The organism is Dyella japonica A8, assembly GCF_000725385.1.
GTDB lineage: Bacteria > Pseudomonadota > Gammaproteobacteria > Xanthomonadales > Rhodanobacteraceae > Dyella > Dyella japonica_C.
In genome coordinates this window covers 876,181-895,905 of the sequence record NZ_CP008884.1, presented here as the reverse complement: position 1 = coordinate 895,905, position 19,725 = coordinate 876,181, and the positions used below count along the sequence as shown (strand labels likewise).

Genomic DNA, 19,725 nt, shown 5'->3' with positions numbered 1-19,725 from the left:
GCCGGTCCGTCGGGTGAAGCTTTCGATGCTCAGGGGCACCAGTACACGGCGACCGGCACGCGCTGCTGGACAAGCACCGCGCGCACGGGAAAATTCGCAGCCTCGCCGAGGCCCATGCGCGCATCCGCCAGCAACTGGCGCTTGGCCTCGCCTTCGATGTGCAGGAATAGCGCCCGCGTATCGAGCAGCGCGGGCAGGGTGAAGGTGATGCGCGGCTCGCCCGCACCGGCGGCACGCATGGGCAGCACGCGCGCAACGTTGTTCAGGTCGAGTGCTTCGGGCAAGCGGTCGCCGCCCGGGAAGAACGACGCGGTGTGCCCATCGTTGCCCATGCCCAGCACCACGGCGTCGAACGGCAGCGCCAGCGAGGCCATGCGCGTGCGCACCGTGGCGAGGCCGGCCTCCGGTGTCGGTGCATCGGTGTAGAGCGGCACGAACTGCGCGGTGCTCGCCTCGTGCTGCAACAGCAGCGTCTTCACCATGGCGGCATTGGAGCGCTCGTTGCTTTCCGGTACCCAGCGTTCGTCGACCAGGGTGACCTGCACCTTCGACCAGTCCAGCGCTTCGCGCGACAGCTTCTCGAAGAAATGCCGCGGCGTGCTGCCGCCGGATACCGCCAGCAGGGCGTGGCCGCGTTCGGCGATGGCTTCGCGCAGGCGCTCGGCGACGCGTTCGGCCAGGGCGATGGCAAGCGCGTCGCAGTCGGTGAAGCTGTGGGTGGTGACGTTGAGAGTGTCAGGCATGGTGAGTGGAAGATTGAAGCTGCGCGGGAACACACGCGCGGCGAATGTGCTCGTCATCCCTGCGGAAGCAGGGATCCAGTGTCTTTTGCCGATCCGGAGCGAAGGCTCTGGATTCCCGCCCTTGCCCCCTTTTCGGGGTTCGCGGGAAGGACGCCAGGTGAGCTGGAGAACAGACTACCGGCGCCGCCGCGATGCACGGGTGAAGCACCCGTGCATCGCCGTCGACCAAACAGGACGGAGGCTTATTCACTGTCCTCGTTCCAGGTGCGTCCGTCGCGCTCGATCAGCGCCACGGCAGCACTCGGGCCCCAGGTACCGGAGGTGTACGGACGCGGCGCCTCGCCGCTGTCCGCCCAGGCGGCCAGGATGGGATCGGCCCAGCGCCATGCGGCTTCCACTTCGTCGCGGCGCATGAACAGGGTGGGGTTGCCGCGCACCACGTCGAGCAGCAGGCGCTCGTAGGCATCCGGCTGCTGCACGCCAAAGGCTTCGGCAAAGCTCATGTCCAGCGGCACGTGACGCAGACGCAGGCCGCCCGGACCCGGGTGCTTGATGGTGAGCCACAGCTTGATGTCCTCGTCCGGCTGCAGGCGCAGCACCAGGCGGTTCTGCTGCAGCGGGCCCGCGGAGGGATCGAAGATGGAATGCGGCACGGCCTTGAATACCACCGTGATCTCCGACACACGATCCGGCAGGCGCTTGCCCGTGCGCAGGTAGAACGGCACGCCGGCCCAGCGCCAGTTGGCGATCTCGGCCTTCACCGCCACGAAGGTCTCGGTATTGGACTTGTGGTCCTTCAGTTCATCCAGATAGCCCGGCACGGCCTGGCCTTCCGCCGAACCGGCGCGGTACTGGCCGCGCACGGTGAGCTGGGCGGCGTTGCTTTCATTGATCGGCTTGAGCGAGCGCAGCACCTTGAGCTTCTCGTCACGCACCGCGTCGGGCGAGAGCGAGGAGGGCGGCTCCATGGCCAGCATGCACAGCAGCTGCAGGATGTGGTTCTGCACCATGTCGCGCAGCGCGCCGGCATGGTCGTAGTAACCCGCGCGCTGGCCCACGCCCAGCGTCTCGGCCACGGTGATCTGCACGTGGTCGATGTGTTCGGCGTTCCACAGCGGCTCGAACAGCGCGTTGCCGAAGCGCAGCGCCAGCAGGTTTTGCACCGTCTCCTTGCCGAGGTAGTGGTCGATGCGGAACGTCTGCGACTCGTCGAAGAAACGGCCGACGTCGTCGTTGATCTGGTTGGCGCTCTTCAGGTCGTGGCCAATGGGCTTTTCCAGCACCACGCGCGATTGGCCCTTGTTGAGGCCGTACTTGCCCAGGCGGTTGCAGATGTCGACGAACAGGTCCGGCGAGGTCGACAGGTAGAACACGCGGATGCGGTTGGGATCCTTGCCCATCAGTTCGGCGAAGTCGTCCCAGCCATCGTCCTTGCGCGCATCCAGCGAGCGGTAGCTGACCAGCTTGAGGAAATCCTCCACCTTGCCGGCATTGCCGTCCTTCACCAGCACCTTGCGCAGGTTGTCGCGGTAACCCTCGTCGTCCAGGCCCTCGCGGGCGATGCCGATGATGCGGCTGTCGTCGGGGATCTGGCCGTCCGTGTAGCGGTGGTAGAGCGCCGGCAGCAGCTTGCGCAGGGCAAGGTCGCCGGTTCCGCCAAAAATCACCAGGTCGAAGGTTTCAACCGGCTGGGGAGAAGCAGTCACTTCAGTCACCTCGGGGCGATGCGTGGGGCGGGCGCGTGGCATGCATACCACGTACGTTGCCCACTGATCGTACCAGTGACATACCAGACAAAACCAGTTCTCCTGCGACGCCTTGGGAACCTGCGCTGGGCAAGGATTCGACCGCAAAATTGGTACCACCAAAAAGCCCCGCCAGAACAGCCGATTGCCAGATTGGTATGGTCATTGGTATCGTTTAGGTATGGAAACCGCTCTCGTCAACGAATACCGCCGGCTCAGCCGCGACCCCGCCACCAGCCAGCCGCTGGCCTATCTGCGCCTGCGCAGGGCCATCCGCAACGTGGTGGAGCACCGCGACATCGAGCCGGGCCAGGCCCTGCCCAGCGAGCGCGATCTTTCCCGCCTGCTCCAGCTGTCGCGCGTGACCGTGCGCAAGGCCATCTCCGGCCTGGTGGAAGAGGGGCTGCTCAACCAGCGCCACGGCGCGGGCACCTTCGTGGCCGAACGCATCATCAAGCCGATGTCGCGCCTCACCAGCTTCACCGAAGACTTGCGTGCGCGCGGCCTGAATCCGCGCTCTGAATTTTCCGAACGCGTCATCGGCGAGGTCACTCCCGAGGAATCGATGGCGCTCAACCTGTCGCCGGGCGTACTGGTGGCGCGCCTGCACCGCGTGCGCTACGCGAAGGAAGAGCCCCTGGCGATCGAGCGCAGCGTGGTGCCGGCCAGCATCCTGCCCGACCCGACCATCGTGCAGGACTCGCTCTACCAGGTGCTCGAAGCTCTTGGCGCGCGCCCGCGTCGCGCGCTGCAACGCCTGCGCGCCGTATCGCTGGGTGCGCAACAGGCGCGCCTGCTGCACGTGCCCGCCGGCAGCGCCGGCCTCAACATCGAGCGTCGCAGCTTTCTCGATGACGGCCGCGTGGTGGAGTTCACCACCTCGTGGTATCGCGGCGACATCTACGACTTCGTCGCGGAACTGCAGACCGATTGACGCCCGTCGCGCGGCACGCGAGCCTGCGCGACGCTGAAGCGGCCCCATCGACCATCACGGCATAGGCACTTACGGCACATTCGCCACCACCGGTTTGCGTGCATAAAGACGGCTGAGATGGCTGCCCGGTAGCATCTCGTGTCCCCCAGGCGCGGACGAGGGCGCGCCGCCGAAACGTTGGCATGCCGTGAATGTCTTCGCACCACTGATACGCCGCCCCATCGGCACCTCCGTGCTGGCGTTCGGACTCGCGCTGGCAGGTTTCTGGGCCTACCTGCTGCTGGGCGTGGCGGCGCTGCCGTCGCTGGAATTCCCCGGCATGGTGGTCTACACCGAGTTGCCGGGCGCCAATGCACAGACCATGGCGGCGACCGTCGCTGCGCCGCTGGAACGCCACCTGGGCCGCATCCCCGGCATCAAGGAAATGCACTCGGAAAGCAACGACGGCTCCACGTCGGTGCGCATCATCTTCAATTTCGGCAACAACACCGACAAGGTCGCGCGCGACGTGCAGGCCGCGATCAACGCGAGCATGGCCGACCTGCCCGCCGGCATTCCGATACCGCCGCGCTATTACAAGTTCAACACCGCCAACATCCCGGTGTTGCTGCTTTCGCTCACCTCCAACTCCTTGCCGCCGGACAAGCTCTACGACCTGGCTGACACGCTGATCAACCCGGCGATCTCGCAGATTCCCGGCGTGGCCCAGGTGCGCGTGATCGGTGGGCGACCGAAGGCCGTGCGCGTGGAGCTCAATACGGCAGCACTGGCCGCCAAGGGCCTGACCGCCAACGACGTCGCCAACACACTGCGCGCGGCGAACGTCACCTCGCCGCAGGGCGCGCTGAGCGACGGGCGAACGCAGATGACGGTGGCGGCCACCGACGCGCTGAGCACGCCGCAGGAGTTCGGCAAGCTGCTCATCGCCGTGCAGAAGGGCGCGCCGGTGCGCTTGTCCGACCTGGCAAAGGTCACCACCGGCCAGCAGGACGAATACCAGGCAGCGTGGTTCAACGACCATCGCGCGGTAGCCGTCCGCATCAGCAAGCGGCCCGAGGCCAATGCCGTGGCCACCGCCGACGCCGTGCGCGCCAAGCTGCCGCAGATGCGCGCATGGTTGCCGGCCGACCTGCAGATCACGCCGATCTTCGACCTCACCCAGACCACCAAGTCGGCGCTGCATGAAGTGGAAATCGCCTTGCTGCTCAGCGTGCTGCTGGTGGCGGCGGTGATGCTGGTGTTCCTGCGCCGCATCGGCCCCACGCTGATCGCCATGCTCAGCGTGCCGCTCTCGCTGGCCGGCGCCTTCACCGTGATGTGGTCGCTTGGCTTCACGCTCAACACACTGTCGCTGGTGGCGCTGGTGCTGTGCATTGGTTTCGTGGTGGACGATGCCATCGTGGTGATCGAGAACATCGTGCGCCACATGGAACATGGCTCCCCGCCGCTGCAGGCCTCGCTGGATGGCGTGAGGGAGATCGGCTTTACCGTGGTGTCGATCACGCTGTCGCTGATCGCCGTTTTCGCGCCGCTACTGTTCGGCAACAACCAGTTCACCCTGCTGCTGCGCGAGTTCTCGGTGACACTGACCGCCGCCGTGGTGATCTCGGCCGTGATCTCGTTGTCCCTGACGCCCGCCCTGTGCGGCCGCTTTCTTACGCTGGAGAACACCGGCGACCGCAAGCCCCATCGTGCCGAGCAGGCGCTGGCACGCTTTGACCGTGGGCTGCACAACGTCTATGAGCGCGCGCTCGACTGGGCCATGCGCCACCGTCGCCTGATGCGCTGGCAGCCGCTCATCCTGCTGACGCTGACGGTTGGCATGGCGGCCGCCGTGGTGAAACTGTATGGCTTCGATTTCATGCCGAAGGAGGACATCGGCATGATCCAGGGCGATGTGCGCGCCGACACCAACATCTCCCCCACGCTCATGGCCGAGCGCGCGAAGAAGGCGGCGGCGATCATGGTGGCCGATCCCGCCGTGCGCGACGTCACCACCTTCCTTGGCAGCGACAACGCCGGCGGTGCGGTGGGCAACCAGGCCACCATGTTCGTCGACCTCAAGCCCAAGGGCCACGGGCCGGGCATGCGCGCCGAGTCCATCAAGGACATCGTTGCCCGCCTCAACAAGGCGTACGAGAAGCTGCCTGAGCTGCACGTATCGCTCAATTCCATCGGTTTCTTCAACGACAACAACGACAGCAACCGTGGCAGCCAGAGCTTCCAGCTGATCAGCAGCGACAACATCGACCTGCAGCCGTGGGCCTACAAGGTCACGCAGCTGATGCGCCAGCACAAGGAGTTCCGCGACATCAGCAGCGACTACGACAATATCGACAAGCAGCAGATGCTGACCGTCGACCGCCTCGCGGCGGGCCGCCTGCACCTGAGCATGGGCAACATCGACTCGGCGCTGTACAACGCCTTCGGCCAGCGGCAGGTGTCGATCATCTACTCCAACATCAACCAGTACTGGGTGGTGCTCACCTCGTCGGCGGAGCGCTCGCTCAGCCCCGACACCCTGCTCAATACCTATGTGCGCAGCGACAACGGCACCATGGTGCCGTTGTCCGCTGTCGCGCGCATTGCGCCCAACGTCACGCCCTCGTTCGTGATCCACACCAACCAGCTGGAAGCGACCCAGATCTACTACAACACCGAACAGGGTTTGCCACAGGACAAGGCGACCGACCTGATCAACCAGATCGTGTCCGATGCCCGCCTGCCCGCCGGCGTGCAGCTGGGGTATTCCGGCGAGGCGAAGAACCTGGAGGAGACACGCTCCAACGCCAACGTACTGCTGCTTGGCTCCATCCTCGCCATGTACATCGTGCTGGGCATCCTCTACGAGAGCCTTGGCCACCCGCTGACCATTCTTTCCACGTTGCCGGCGGCGGGCGCGGGTGCGTTCCTGGCCATGCTGGTGACGGGCACGTCGATGTCGCTGATGGCGATCATCGCGATACTGATGTTGATCGGCATCGTGAAGAAGAACGCGATCCTGATGGTGGATTTTGCCCTGGTGGCCCAGCGCGAGCACGGGCGTTCGCCGCCAGAAGCGATTCGCGAGGCCGCGCTGGTGCGCTTCCGTCCGATCACCATGACGACGCTGGTGGCGATGGGTGCAGCGTTGCCGCTGGCGATTGGTTTCGGCATTGGCTCGGAGCTGAGGCAGCCGCTCGGCGTGGCCATCGTTGGCGGGTTGCTGGTATCGCAGTTGCTGACGTTGTTGAGTACGCCGGCGATTTATCTGTGGAATTACGATCGGAAGGTGCGCAAGGAGGCGCGGCGGGTGAAGAGGGCGGCGAAGAGGGCGCTGAAGGCTCAGCCGGTGGCGGGTTGAGTGATCAATCCAGCCTCACCGTTTCATTCTTTAGCCGTCATCCCCGCGAAAGCGGGAGGTGCTTTTCAACAGCCGAAGGGCTGGTCATCCAGTGACTTTGGCTCTTGGCCTGGTGTCTTCGGTTGCGGTGTTTCCGCGATCGGGCCGCCTACGCAGCGGGCGTTTCGACCTTCTGCCGACGACGCGAAGCTAGTCCCGTGGGAAGGCCGAGTCACTTTTCTTTTGCTGGCCCACGCATGCGCAGGAGCGCATGCGAACGGCGAAGCCGGCCCGAAGGGCGTAGGGCAGGATGCCCGGAGTCAAAAATCCCACGGGGACTAGCTTTGCGTCGAAAGTAACCCAAAGAAAATGGCCTTGAGAGCCAGGACTGGCAGCATTCCGTGGGGATAAGCCCGAACGGGTGCGGAACATGGTGGCTTGCAACCTTCGCCGCTACACAGCGGGTAGTTCCAAGCGCTTTGCAACGCGCCATGGCGATGAGGACTTAAAGCCGAGCCTCGCTTCGTTTTGACTCTGGCGGGACACGCGCGGGTACCCGCTTTTCTGTGGGAGCGCACCCTGTGCGCGACAAGCCAACAGAGCGGTGGCACCGCGGCGCCGCAGTCGCGCACAGGGTGCGCTCCCACAAAGGGCCTGCCTCTTTGAATGCTCCGCTGACGGCTCGGGTTCTTGCTTTGGCTTTTGGCTTTTGGCTCTTGATCTCCCGGGCCCCGTATGAGGCGGCGGGCGGGTGGAGATCAGGCCCCGCAGGGGTGCCTGGCAAGGAGGCCAGGCACTTTTCGTCGGGGCAAGAGGCCCCGTCGAAAAGCCCGTAACCCGACCGCGAACCTTCCGGGCATAGCCCGGAAGGCGCCTCATCCGGGGGGCCCTTTCTTTGGGTTACTTTCGACGCAAAGCTAGTCCCCGTGGGATCTTTGACTCCGGGCATCCTGCCCTACGCCCTTCGGGCCGGCTTCGCCGTTCGCATGCGCTCCTGCGCATGCGTGGGCAAGCAAAGAAAAGTGACCCGGCCTTCCCACGGGACTAGCTTCGCGTCGCCGGCAGGAGGGCGGAAGCCCGCGGCAGGCGAGCCTGATCGCGGTATCGCTAAAACCGAAGGCCCAGAGCAAAGTCACTGGATGACCAGCCCTTCGGCTGTTGAAAAGCACCTCCCGCCTTCGCGGGAATGACGGATAGAAACGATGAGGCGAGATTGCCCCCTCACCCCGACCCTCACCCCGACCCTCGCCCCAACCCTCCCCTCAACCAACAGGCAGAGCGCACAAAGCACGCCCCAGCCCCAAAGCGGAGCAAAATACCCCACCGGACGTCAGCTTCATCTCCATTCTCCGCCCCCTGCCTTTCGGCATGGACCGACTTCAGGCACATTCGCCTTTCCCGTCCCCACAGGCATAAATAGCGGTATGTCTGGGCCTTTCGCCTTGCTTGCGTGAACGTGTGCCCGCGCTGATGGTCTGCCTGGGTGACGGGCGTGCAGCCCTAACCGGTATGGAAACCTGAGTGAACATCTTCGCCCCCCTGATCCGTCGACCCGTGGGCACGTCGCTGCTGGCGCTGGGCCTGCTGCTGGCGGGCATCTTCGCGTACCGCCTGCTGGGCGTGGCGGCGCTGCCGTCGCTGGAATTTCCCGGCGTGTACATCGTGGCGCAGTTGCCGGGCGCGAACGCACAGACCATGGCGTCCACCGTGCTGGCGCCGCTGGAGCGCCACATCGGCCGCATCCCCGGCATCGACGATATGTACGGCAATGCCTCCGAGGGCACGGCGTCGATCCAGGTGCGCTTCACCTTCGACCGCACGGCCGACCAGGCAGCGCGCGACGTGCAGGCCGCGATCAACGCGGCCCAGGCCGACCTGCCGCAGCTGCCCAGCCCGCCGCAGTATTTCAAGTTCGATACCTCACAGATTCCCATTCTGCTGGTCTCGCTCACCTCGACCGGCCTGCCGCAGGACAAGCTCTACGACCTCACCGACACCCTGCTGAAGCCTGCCGTGGCGCAGATTCCGGGCGTGGCCCAGGTGCAGGTGTTCGGCGGCACGCCGCATGCGGTGCGCGTGGAGCTGGACATCAACGCGCTGGCCGCGAAGAACCTCACCGCCAACGATGTGCGCAACGCACTGGTTGCGGCGAACGTGACCTCACCGCAGGGTGTCCTCACCGATGGCCGCACCCAGATGACGGTGACGGCCAACGACGGCCTGAGCCAGGCGGCGGATTTTGCCAATGTGCTCGTCGCCACGCGGAACGGCGCTCCCGTGCGCCTGTCGGACGTGGCCAAGGTGTACAGCGGCCAGCAGGACATCTATCAGGGTGCGTGGTTCAACGGCCAGTCCACGGTGGCGATGCAGATCAGCAAGCGCCCCGAGGCGAATGCGGTGGAAACGGTGGACGAGATCCGCCGGCGCTTGCCGGAATTCAGCCAATGGATGCCGGCGGACGTCAAGATCACGCCGATCTTCGACCTCACCACCACCACCAAGTCGGCGCTGCATGAAGTGGAGGTGGCGCTGCTGATCAGTATCGCGATGGTCGTGCTGGTCATGATGGTGTTCCTGCGCCGCCTGCGACCCACGCTGATCGCCTCGCTGAGCGTGCCCTTGTCGCTGGCCGGTGCGTTCGTGGCGATGCTGGCGCTGAACTACACGCTCAATACGCTTTCGCTGGTTGCGTTGGTGTTGTGCATCGGCTTTGTGGTGGACGATGCCATCGTGGTGATCGAAAACATCGTGCGCCACATGGAAAAGGGTGAGCCGCCGCTCCAGGCCGCGCTCATCGGTGTGCGCGAAATCGGCTTCACGGTGGTATCGATCACGCTGTCGCTGGTGGCCGTGTTCGCGCCGCTGCTGTTCGGCAACAACATGCTCATCATGCTGCTGCGCGAGTTCTCGGTGACGCTGGCGGTGGCAGTGGTGATTTCGGCCATTGTCTCGCTCACGCTCACGCCCGCGCTGTGCGGCAGGCTGCTCAAGCACGAGGAGGCCGGCGAACGCACGCCGGGCCGCATGGAGCGATGGCTGGAGCGCCTCGACAAGGGCCTCCATCACGTATACGAGCGCGCGCTGGACTGGGCCATGCGCCATCGCCGGCTGATGCGCTGGCAGCCGATCATCCTGCTGCTCACCACCTTTGCGCTGGGCGCCGCCGTGGTGGCGACGGCCGGTGGCAACTTCATGCCCGAGGAAGACATCGGCATGATCCAGGGCGACATTCGCGCCGACGCCAACATCTCGCCTACGCTGATGGCCACGCAGGCGAGAAAGGCCGCCGACATCATGAAAAATGATCCGGCCGTGCTCGACGTGCTCACCACGCTGGGCGGCAACGACGGCACCGGCGCCGTGGGCAACTCGGGCAGCATGTTCGTCGACCTGAAGCCGAAAGGCAGCGGCCCCAACGACCGCCACGAAAGCGCCAAGGCAGTGATGGAACGCCTCTCCAAGCAGTACGACCAGTTGGCCGGCATCCGCGTCTCGCTGGACCTGGTGCAGTTCCTCGGCGGCGGTGGCAGCGGCGACAAGGGCGGTTCGTACGAATTCCAGCTCATCGGCAGCAACGGCGAGGACCTGCAGCCGTGGACGCTGAAGATGGTGCAGCAGATGCGCAAGATGAAGGAGTTCCGCGACGTCGGCAGCAACTTCGACCTGGTGGGCAAGCAGCAGCAGCTGAAGGTGGACCGCAGCTCGGCGAGCCGGCTGGGAGTGACCATGGGCGACGTGGATACCGCGCTGCTCAATTCCTTCGGCCAGCGGCAGGTATCGATCATCTACTCGGACATCAACCAGTACTGGGTGGTGCTGACCTCCAGCTCGGCGACGTCGTTGAGTCCCCAGGCATTGCTCAACGTGCGCGTGCGCAACGCCAAGGGGGAAATGATTCCGCTATCTGCGCTTGCCCGCATCGAGCCGAACATGAGCCCGATGCGCATCCGCCACCACAACCAGCTGGAAGCCTCGACCATCACCTACAACCTGGCCAAGGACGTTTCACAGGACGTGGGCACCCGTCTGGTGGAGAACGCCGGCATCCTGGCAGGCCTGCCCGAAGGCGTGCGCGTGGAATGGACCGGCCAGAACCAGCGCCTGCAGCAGGCCAAGAGCAACGGCATGGTGCTGTTGATCGGCGCCATCGTGGCGATGTATATCGTGCTGGGCATTCTGTACGAGAGCCTGGGCCATCCCCTGACCATCCTTTCCACGCTCCCGGCGGCGGGGGCGGGCGCGTTCCTGGCCATGCTGGTGACGCAGACGCAGCTCACCTTGATGGCGATCATTGCGATATTGATGTTGATCGGCATCGTGAAGAAGAACGCGATCCTGATGGTGGACTTTGCCTTGGTGGCGCAACGCGAGCGCGGGTTGTCCCCGCCGGATGCGATCAGGGAGGCGGCACTGGTGCGCTTCCGGCCGATCACCATGACGACGTTGGTGGCGATGGGTGCGGCGTTGCCGCTGGCGATTGGTTTCGGCGTGGGTTCGGAGATGCGCCAGCCGCTGGGTGTGGCGATCGTCGGTGGCTTGCTGGTGTCGCAGTTGTTGACGTTGTTGAGTACGCCGGCGATTTATCTGTGGAATTACGATCGCAAGATTCGCAAGGAGAAGCGTCGGGCGAAGCGGGCGGCGAAGCGCGCGTTGAAGGCGCAGACGGCGGCGGGGTGAGATTTGGTCTCACTCCCTCTCGGGGCACGCGGGGGGCGGCCGTGGATGGCGAAAGGTTTGAGTGGCAAGGATAGGGTTGGGGTGTGGGGTGAGTGCTCGCCTCACCGCTTCACTCTTTAGCCGTCACCCCTGCGGAGGCAGGGGTCCAGTGACTTTGCCCTTGTCCCTTCGCGCGCAGGGCCTTCGGTTGCTGTGATACCGCCAGGGTGCCGCCTACGCGGCGGGCGTTTCGACCTTCTGCCGAAGGCCGAGTCACTTTTCTTTTTGCTGGCCCACGCATGCGCAGGAGCGCATGCGAACGGCGAAGCCGGCCCGAAGGGCGTAGGGCAGGATGCCCGGAGTCAAAGATCCCACGGGGACTAGCTTCGCGTCGAAAGTAACCCAAAGAAAATGGCCTTCAGAGCTGGCAGCATTCCGTGGGGATAAGCCCGAGCACTCGAGGAACGTTGCTACTTGGCAACCTTCGCCGCCACATAGCGAGTACCTCCAAGCGCTTCGCAACGCGCCATGGCGCAGAGGACTTAACGCGGAGCGTGGTGCCACTCCGCGGCACCTACTTCCTCGCCCCTAGGTCGTTCACGTTGAACATCACCTATCGCTCGTCCTCTCTCTTCCGAGAGAGAACTGGCTTGAACCCTGAGGCAGCCTTGTGGGAGCGCACCCTGTGCGCGACAGCCTGACGGAGCGGTGATCACCAGACGCTGCGGTCGCGCACAGGGTGCGCTCCTACAAGGAAGCTCCCGCCATGGCGAACGTGCCGTCCTTCGACACGCCGCGAGGTGCCGCGCAGCGGCACGAGCCGTCGGCTTGGTGCTCTTGATCTACCGGGTCCCCGTATGAGGCGGCGGGCGGGTGGAGATCAGGCCCCGCAGGGGTGCCAGGGAGGGATCCCTGGCACTTTTCGCCGGGGCAGGAGCCCCGTCGAAAAGCCCGGAACCCGCCCGCGTACCTTCCGGGCCGAGGGCCCGGAAGGCGCCGATTCCGGGGGGCCCTTTCTTTGGGTTACTTTTCTTTACTCCGGGCATCCTGCCCTCCGCCCTTCGGGCCGGCTTCGCCGTTCGCATGCGCTCCTGCGCATGCGTGGGCAAGCAAAGAAAAGTGACCCGGCCTCCGGCAGGAGGTCGGAACGCCCGCCGCGTAGGCGGCCAGTTCGCGGGAGCGCATGAGGCGACGACCTGCCACTACGGAAACTGGATCCCGGCCTGCGCCGGGATGACGGCATCGATGAAGCCATGAGGCTAGAGTGACCCCTCATCCCACACCCCCTAACAACAAGGAGAGAGGCCTCAGTCCTTCGGACTCGTACACGCCGCATAGCGGCGCCCCTCCACCTGCACCACATCCTGCCCCTTGATGTTGATGCGCGCGGTGTAATGCTCCGCCAAATCAAACTTCACCTGCCCACGCGCGGCATCGGCCAGTCCCTGGCACTGCATGGTCCAGCTGAGCGCTGTACTGCTGCGATGTTGATCGGCCCGCTCACACTGCGCATGACCAGGCACGGGAAGCTGGGCGAACTCCACCCATGGATCCGGACTCTCGTCCACGCAATGCCAGGCCACCTGCGGCTGCCCTTCCTTGCCGTGATCAAACACGCGCGTGACGATCTTCCACAGGCCGGGCATGGCCTGGAAATCTCCCGGATCGGCGTGGCCTGGCTCGCCGACGAGGGCGGCACCCAGCAAGACCAGCACGGCAACCGCCCGCGCGATGGCGTGGCCGCGATGGCCCGGGACGGCTTGGCTGAAGGGGGTCATGACGGACAGCGACTCCAGGAGCAGGAAAGACCCTGCCCGCTTGCGCGGGCAGGGTCCGGATGTCCCGCTATTGGATCAGTCTTGTGTTTCAGCTGCTGCGTAGCTGTGACCGTGACCGTCGCGATCGAAGTCGAACATGTTCATCAGGTTGCCGATAGCCGGGGCGTTGAGCGGCACGTACGGGTTGCTGGGCAGCGCCACCGGGTTGGGCAGGTTGTCGCGGCTGCGGCCCGAGATGGTCTCGTGCAGGCCCCAGTTGGCTTCGACGAATTTGTCGAAGGACACATGGTCGTAGTACGTGTGCACCACGCGGCCGCCTTCGGAGTAGCGCGAGATCACCAGCAGCGGGATGCGCGTGCCATCGCCGAAGAAGTCCACCGGCTGGATGTAGCCCGAATCGTAGTAGCCGCCACCTTCATCGAAGGTCACCATGATCACGGTGTCGTTCCACACCTTCGGGTTGGCCTTGGCCATGTCCACGATCTTCTTCACGTAGCCTTCGAACAGGTCCAGCTTGGACGAGGCCGGGTGGCCGTCCAGGATGCCGTCCGGCTTGGCGATGGATACGGCCGGCAGCGTGTCGTTCTGGATGTCGTTGTACAGGTCGGTGAGATCCTGGTTGTTCGCACGCAGCTTCGGATTGGTCATGACCTGCGTGGAGTACAGGAACGGATCGCAGATGTTGCAGAAGGTGCCGGCCTCGCCGTTTTCCTTGCCCTTGGCGTAGCCCTCGCCGTAGTACTTCCACGAAACGTGATGGCGGGTCAGGAGCAGCGCGAGGTTGTCCTGGCGCGACGGCGGGATGGTGAACTGGTGGGCGCCGAGCGGGGCGGGCGTGCCATCGCCCAGGTAGCCCGGGTTGTAGTTGTTCACCAGGTAGTAGGCGTTCTTCCGGCAGTCGGTGCCGTGGAAGGTGTGGTACGGCAGGGACTTCAGGTAGTCCTTCACCGCGGCCACGCCGGGCTGCGTGTCATCGGCGCAATTGACGTAGGAGCCGCCGCCGTAGCCGTCCTGCACGTACCAGTTGTTGGTGCCGGGCTGCGCATCCGGATTCTCAATCTGGTTCGACGGCGGCGTGGCCGGCTCACCCTTGGCGTCGGCGTAATAAATCAGGTCACCGAAGCCCAGCATGATGTGGTTGGCGCCCGTGCCGCCCATCACCGACTGGTGGAAGTTGTCGCTCAGCGTGTACGTGCGGGCCAGCTCGGCGAAATAGGGTGCATCGCCCTTGGCCATGTTGAGGAACTGCATCGCCGTGGCGCCTTCGCCGGTGCTTTCGTCATCGAAACCGGCCGGCTGCGGCTTGCCGTTGGTGCCGGCGCCGATGGAGGTTTCCACCCACGGGAACAGATCCATGCGGCAACCGCTGGGGTTCTTCGCGGTGGCGGCGGTCACGTCGCAGTCCAGCTGCTGCCACATCTGGAAGAAGCGGTGCACGGGGCTGTTGGCGTAGTCGTCGTAGGCGATCGACGCATGCATGTCGACCGGCGCGTTCGGCAGTTGCGAGGGGAAGCGCGTGTCCAGCGTGTCGTTCGGCAAGCCGGTGCCGCCCGCGGCGAGCATGCCGTAATCGCTGGAGGGCAGGCCCGGCTCGATCGCCTGGGCCTGCGTGGCGGACGCAAACGGCGCCTGCGTCGGCGCACCGCCGGTGTTCATCAGCGGCAGCGAGGTATAGGCGCTGGTGTGCGTGGGCGCGAGTACGAACTTGCCAGTGCTGGTGGCCTGCCACTGCTTCGCGGCGGCGACATTCGGGCCCGGCGTGCCATCGGCGTTGACGATGCCTTCGGACAGCAGGTTGAACACGCTCTGGCCCTTCGGCGGCGTGTAGGTGGCGTAGACATGGTCGAACGTGCGGTTTTCGCCGATCAGCAGGATCACGTGCTTGATGGGCGTGCGAGTGTGTTCGCTGTGATCGCCCTGGTCGTCGTCGTCACCGCCCGGCCTGTGCAGCACGGCCATACCCGACGCAGGGCTTTGGCTGCCGGCGACGGTCGAGTGGGTGGAGTTGCTCTGGGCGCTCACGACGCCGGCCAGGCCGACGGCAAGCATTCCGATGACAAGCGGCAGCAGCCGCTTGCGGACGTGCGTCATGGACATGACTTCAATCTCCTGCAGACACCAGCAAGGGCTGCTCGGGTGGTTCCCCCTGATTGACCGGCGCTGGGTCGCAACGGTGTGCGGCGTCGATCGGCGGCGAGTCTGGTCCGCGCAGATGACGGCCCCTTGGCGCTTTTGCGACAGCGCCACTGCGCCAGATGACAGTGCCAAGACGCCGCAAATCCTTGCGTGGCTGGGCATGACGCCAGCCCTTGCGGCTGCGTAACCGGCTTTGCGCCAGCCCCCATGCCTCCTTAACTGGAGAGCAAGAACTTACCTTGGTGATGGTGGAAAACGAGGCGGCAAAAATGCGCTGCGACTTTTGTGGGAGCGCACCCTGTGCGCGACTAACGGTGCCGATGTAGGGCGATCGCAGCGTCGGCACAAGCACCTCGTGGAACACGTCGCGCTTCGCCGTCGCGCACAGGGTGCGCTCTCACAGAAATAGGCATGCCGCGTGCCTGCCGGTGATCAAGCCGGCAATAGCTGAAACGGCCGCATCATCTCGTTGTCTTCGTGTTCGAGCAGGTGGCAATGCCACACGTAGCGGCCCGGCTCGCCTTCAAAGCGCGCGATGATGCGCGTGACCATGCCGGGGTCGGCGCGCACGGTGTCCTTCCAGCCCATCTCTTCCGGCGACGGCGGTATTGCGGGGCCAGTGTAGGTGAGCGTCTTGTTCTCGTTCCACGCGAACAGGTCGAACGGCCGGCGCTCAAGCACCTGGAAGCGCACCAGGTGCAGGTGCATGGGATGGGCATCACCCGTGAGATTCACCATGCTCCAGATTTCGGTGGTGTCCTGGCGCGGATCCTCGGTGATCGGCGCGGACCAGTGCTTGCCGCCAAGCATCATCATCATCGGGCTGCCACCGGCATCGTCCTGCTCGCCCAGCGTCAGTACGCGATCGCGCACGGCGCTTGCGGCGCTCATGCGCTCGATCGTGCGCAAACTCGCCGGCACTGCGCTGGTGTCCTTGCGGCCGCGATCGCGCACGCGAAATTCCATGATCGCTTCCGACTGCTGGCGCAACTGCACGGACTTGCCGTCCATGCCGGAGAAGTCGATGACCACCTCGGCGCGCTCGGCCGGATAAAGCGTCACGCGCGGGCGCGGCAGCGGTGCGGCCAGCAGCCCTTGGTCGCTGGCGATCTGCTGGAACGGCAGGCCGCCCGACAAGGACAACTCATAGAAGCGCGTATTGGCGGCATTGATGAGGCGGATGCGGTACCTGCGCGGCTCCACCTCCAGGAATGGATACAGCTTGCCATTGCAGAGAATGGCGTTGCCGTTGCACTCGCTGACCCAGGGCGCCTCCGGATCGTCCGACACGGGATAGTAGAGCTCACCCGTGCGGGCGATCAGCCGGTCGCACAGGATCAAGGGTAGGTCACAGTCACCTTTGGGCAGGTTCAATGCCTGCTCTGCGTCGTCCTCGATCAGGTACGCGCCAAGCAGGCCCGCGTAGATGTTCAGCCGCGTAATGCCCATCGCGTGGTCGTGGTACCACAGCGTGGCCGCATCCTGCGCATTGGGATAGTGCGAGATGGCCGAATGGCCGGGAGCGAACCACGCCTCCGGATAACCGTCGTTGGAGGAAGACACGCGGGCGCCGTGCACGTGCGCCACCGTGCGCACTTCCGGTTTGTCGCGTTCTGCACCATGGATGTTGTGGTCGATGGGCAGGAAGTGTTTGTCCGGCAACGCGTTGGCCCACTCGATCAGCAAGGGTTCGTTGCGCCGCGCGAGCAGCGTCGGCCCGGGAAAACAGCCGCCGTATCCCCACATCGGCGTTGCAGGCAGGTCGCGATGGAGTGGCGCCTTGAAGGCGCGCATTTCCATCCGGTAGAACGGCAGCGACTTGCCGGGGTAGGCCGGATGTGAGCGCTGCCCCGCTGGCTTCGCCACGGCCGGAAGCGGTAACGGATCGACAAAGCGTGCGAGCGTCACCGGATTGACCAACGGCACCTTGGGCGCAGCAAGCAGGGGCATCGCCATGCGGGCCATCTTTTCGTCACCGATGGCGGGTGACGGCCATGCAAGCAGGCCCAGCTCCACCGCCGCGGCGGCGCCGGCCATGTCGACGATGCCGCGCAGGAACTGGCGACGCGAGAGCGTCATGCGATCTCTCCGAGGAGAGCATCGCCGTCCGACGTCATTGCCGTACGTGCCGGAGGATGGATAAGACCACGAGTCATCGAGCCACCCTAGGCAGCCCGGATGACAGTCGCGTGGCAGAACGTGAAAGTGGGTTCACCCTGCGCGGGCAAGGCCGCGCAGGGTGCATCCCGTCACTCGGCGGACGCCGGCACGCCTTGTGCCGTGGTGGACGCCTGCGGCGCGGCCACGGCCGCTTCGCCCGGCGGTTGCTGCCCTGCCTTTGCGATCGGCGTGGCCAGCATGCGTGCGCGGCGCCAGCCGCCCCACTTGTAATAGCCCATCGCCATCAGCATCGAGGCGAGCGAACCGAGCGGAAAGCTCCACCAGATCGAATCCGCGCCCAGCTGGGGGGCCAGTGCCAGCGCGAACGGCGGGCGGATCAGCCACATCGAAATGAACAGGATCACCAGCGGCGGAATCACCGCGCCGGTGGAGCGCACCACGCCAAACAGCACGAAGGTGACGCCGAAGAACATGAACGACCACACGGCGATGCCGTTGAGATGCTGCGCCAGCGTCAGCGCCTGGGCGTCGTTGGGCAGGAACAGGCCCAGCGCCGCGTGGTTGAACAGGTAGATCACCCCGATCAACAGGCCACTGAGCAGGAAGTTGTAGAGCACGCCCATCTTGGTGATGCGGCTGACGCGATCCCACAGGCTGGCCCCCACGTTCTGCGCTGCCATGGAGGACACCGCCGCGCCGATGGCCATCGCCGGCATCTGCACGTAGGCCCACAGCTGCGTGGCCGCGCCGTAGGCGGCGGTGGTCTTGGAGCCGTAGTTGTTGACCATGTGGATCATGATCATCGCGGAGCTGGAGATCACGATCATCTGCAGGCCCATGGGCAAGCCCTTGAACACCAGCGAACGCAGGATCTCCATGTCCGGCTTGAGGTAACCCAGTTCGGCGCGCGTCAGGCGCAGGAAGTGCTTGCGGCGATAGAGCGTAAAGAGCAGGGCGAACAGCGCGAAGGTCTGCGCGATCAAGGTGGAGGTGGCGGAACCGGCGATGCCAAGGCGCGGGAACGGACCCACGCCGAAGATCAGCAGCGGGTTGAACACGATGTCCAGCACCACTGAGAGCGCCATGAAGACGAAGGGCGTGCGCGAATCGCCCGCGCCGCGCAGCGTCATCATCAGGAAGTTGTAGAAGAACATCGACGGCACGGCGACGAAGATGATGCGCAGGTACGGCACGGCGAACGCCTGCGCATCGGCCGGCGTGTTGAGCGCGTTGAGCATCAGCGGCGTGGTGAAGAAGCCGGCGATGGCGACAACGACGGACACCGACACGAAGAACGTCACGCCAGTGCCGACCACGCGCTTGGCTTCGAGCATGTTGCGCGCGCCCAGGCTCTGGCCGATCAGGATGGTGCAGGCCATGCTGAGCCCGAAGACGGCGCCCAGCAGCAGGAACAGGATCAGGTTGGCGTTGCTCACCGCCGTGAGCGCGGCTTCGCCCAGGTAGTGGCCGATCCACATCGCATTGACCGACCCGTTGAGCGACTGCAGCACCGTGCTGCCCAGGATGGGCAGGGCGAACATCAGCAGCGTGCGGGCGATCGGTCCTTCGGTGAGCAACGGCTGCTTCGCAGCAAGAGATGACATCGACTAGGTTTCCGCAAAGGGGAGTGGGGATCAGTCGCCGGCACCGGCTGCCTGCCATGCGCGGGTCGCGAGACGACGCACATGCTCGCGCACATCGCCGGGCCATGCATCTGTCAATTGGATGAAACGCTCGCGCTCCTTGCGCCAGAAGGCTCGCGAGGCCTCTTCGTGTCCCGGCAGGTTGCCCGTCATGGCGCTCATGAAGCGATCCACCGCCTCACCCGTCAGGCGCGCGGCATCGTGCTCACGATGGGTGCGACGGGCTTCCTCCACCAGGCGCCGCAGGGTGGCCGAGGCACCGCCAGGCTGACTGGCGAGCCAGTCCCAATGGCGCGGGAGCAACGTGACTTCGCGGGCGATCACGCCCAGCTTCGGACGGCCCGGGCCACGGGGCGCGGTGTCTTCCTCCGGGGTGGATACGGGCAAGCGTGCGAGCACGTCATCCGCTGTGCCGCGCAGATCCAGTTCCACGGGAAGGCTGCTGAGCTCGTCGAACACCAACAGCGGCCCGGCGACACCCGCATCGATCGCCTGCTTGGCGGCCAGGGCCACCTCCGCCAGCGTACCGGCGGCGATCTGGCGATGGCCGTCGAAGGCGATGCAGGAGACGGTGTCGGCGACAGCCATTATTTTGCCCGGGTATAAATAGGTCGCCACTATGGCTCGCGCGATACCGAAGATCAAGA

At 65.2% G+C, this 19,725-nt stretch carries 10 protein-coding genes; 3 read left to right on the top strand and 7 right to left on the bottom strand.

What is annotated here, in order from left to right; all coding sequences use genetic code 11:
* Window positions 1-29 precede the first annotated feature (29 nt).
* Both pgl and zwf read right to left on the bottom strand, forming a co-directional pair.
* A complete protein-coding gene (pgl, locus tag HY57_RS03685) occupies window positions 30-743 on the bottom strand; it encodes a 6-phosphogluconolactonase (RefSeq protein ID WP_026033874.1) in 714 nt (237 codons plus the stop codon).
* 242 nt (window positions 744-985) lie between these two features.
* Window positions 986-2,491 carry a glucose-6-phosphate dehydrogenase gene (gene zwf / locus HY57_RS03680; protein ID WP_019464995.1) on the bottom strand — a complete coding sequence of 502 codons (1,506 nt, stop codon included), beginning with the start codon at window positions 2,489-2,491 and terminating at the stop codon, window positions 986-988.
* 178 nt (window positions 2,492-2,669) lie between these two features.
* On the opposite strand from zwf, the gene HY57_RS03675 reads away from it, so the two are divergent.
* From HY57_RS03675 to HY57_RS03665, 3 genes are all read left to right on the top strand, one after another.
* On the top strand, window positions 2,670-3,422 hold the full coding sequence (locus HY57_RS03675) for a GntR family transcriptional regulator (RefSeq protein WP_019464994.1): 753 nt from the start codon (window positions 2,670-2,672) through the stop codon (window positions 3,420-3,422).
* A gap of 187 nt (window positions 3,423-3,609) precedes the next feature.
* The gene (locus tag HY57_RS03670; RefSeq protein ID WP_038579326.1) at window positions 3,610-6,765 is read left to right on the top strand and encodes an efflux RND transporter permease subunit; all 3,156 of its coding nucleotides are present in this window, start codon (window positions 3,610-3,612) and stop codon (window positions 6,763-6,765) included.
* 1,500 nt (window positions 6,766-8,265) lie between these two features.
* Entirely contained in the window at window positions 8,266-11,421 is a 3,156-nt protein-coding gene (locus HY57_RS03665) for an efflux RND transporter permease subunit (RefSeq protein ID WP_038579323.1), read from the top strand.
* Between the two features lie 1,286 nt (window positions 11,422-12,707).
* Here HY57_RS03665 and HY57_RS03660 read toward each other — a convergent pair.
* From HY57_RS03660 to HY57_RS03635, 5 genes are all read right to left on the bottom strand, one after another.
* Window positions 12,708-13,178: a DUF3617 domain-containing protein gene (locus HY57_RS03660; RefSeq protein WP_019463679.1), complete on the bottom strand. Its 471-nt coding sequence runs from the start codon at window positions 13,176-13,178 to the stop codon at window positions 12,708-12,710.
* Between the two features lie 75 nt (window positions 13,179-13,253).
* Window positions 13,254-15,275 (bottom strand): alkaline phosphatase family protein, encoded by a 2,022-nt coding sequence (locus tag HY57_RS03655; protein ID WP_100218129.1) that lies wholly within the window; start codon window positions 15,273-15,275, stop codon window positions 13,254-13,256.
* A gap of 471 nt (window positions 15,276-15,746) precedes the next feature.
* Window positions 15,747-17,393 carry a multicopper oxidase family protein gene (locus tag HY57_RS03645; RefSeq protein WP_019463682.1) on the bottom strand — a complete coding sequence of 549 codons (1,647 nt, stop codon included), beginning with the start codon at window positions 17,391-17,393 and terminating at the stop codon, window positions 15,747-15,749.
* 170 nt (window positions 17,394-17,563) lie between these two features.
* Window positions 17,564-19,039, bottom strand: coding sequence for an MATE family efflux transporter (locus HY57_RS03640; protein ID WP_019463683.1), 1,476 nt, complete (start codon window positions 19,037-19,039; stop codon window positions 17,564-17,566).
* Window positions 19,040-19,069: 30 nt separating this feature from the next.
* Window positions 19,070-19,666: a DUF2239 family protein gene (locus HY57_RS03635; protein ID WP_019463684.1), complete on the bottom strand. Its 597-nt coding sequence runs from the start codon at window positions 19,664-19,666 to the stop codon at window positions 19,070-19,072.
* Window positions 19,667-19,725 lie beyond the last annotated feature (59 nt).

Excerpts from the sequence above, each read along its gene's own strand:
- pgl (WP_026033874.1), bottom strand. The coding sequence starts at position 743 with ATGCCTGACACTCTCAACGTCACCACCCACAGCTTCACCGACTGCGAC.
- zwf (WP_019464995.1), bottom strand. The coding sequence starts at position 2,491 with ATGCCACGCGCCCGCCCCACGCATCGCCCCGAGGTGACTGAAGTGACT.
- HY57_RS03675 (WP_019464994.1), top strand. The coding sequence starts at position 2,670 with ATGGAAACCGCTCTCGTCAACGAATACCGCCGGCTCAGCCGCGACCCC.
- HY57_RS03660 (WP_019463679.1), bottom strand. The coding sequence starts at position 13,178 with ATGACCCCCTTCAGCCAAGCCGTCCCGGGCCATCGCGGCCACGCCATC.
- HY57_RS03655 (WP_100218129.1), bottom strand. The coding sequence starts at position 15,275 with ATGTCCATGACGCACGTCCGCAAGCGGCTGCTGCCGCTTGTCATCGGA.
- HY57_RS03645 (WP_019463682.1), bottom strand. The coding sequence starts at position 17,393 with ATGACGCTCTCGCGTCGCCAGTTCCTGCGCGGCATCGTCGACATGGCC.
- HY57_RS03640 (WP_019463683.1), bottom strand. The coding sequence starts at position 19,039 with ATGTCATCTCTTGCTGCGAAGCAGCCGTTGCTCACCGAAGGACCGATC.
- HY57_RS03635 (WP_019463684.1), bottom strand. The coding sequence starts at position 19,666 with ATGGCTGTCGCCGACACCGTCTCCTGCATCGCCTTCGACGGCCATCGC.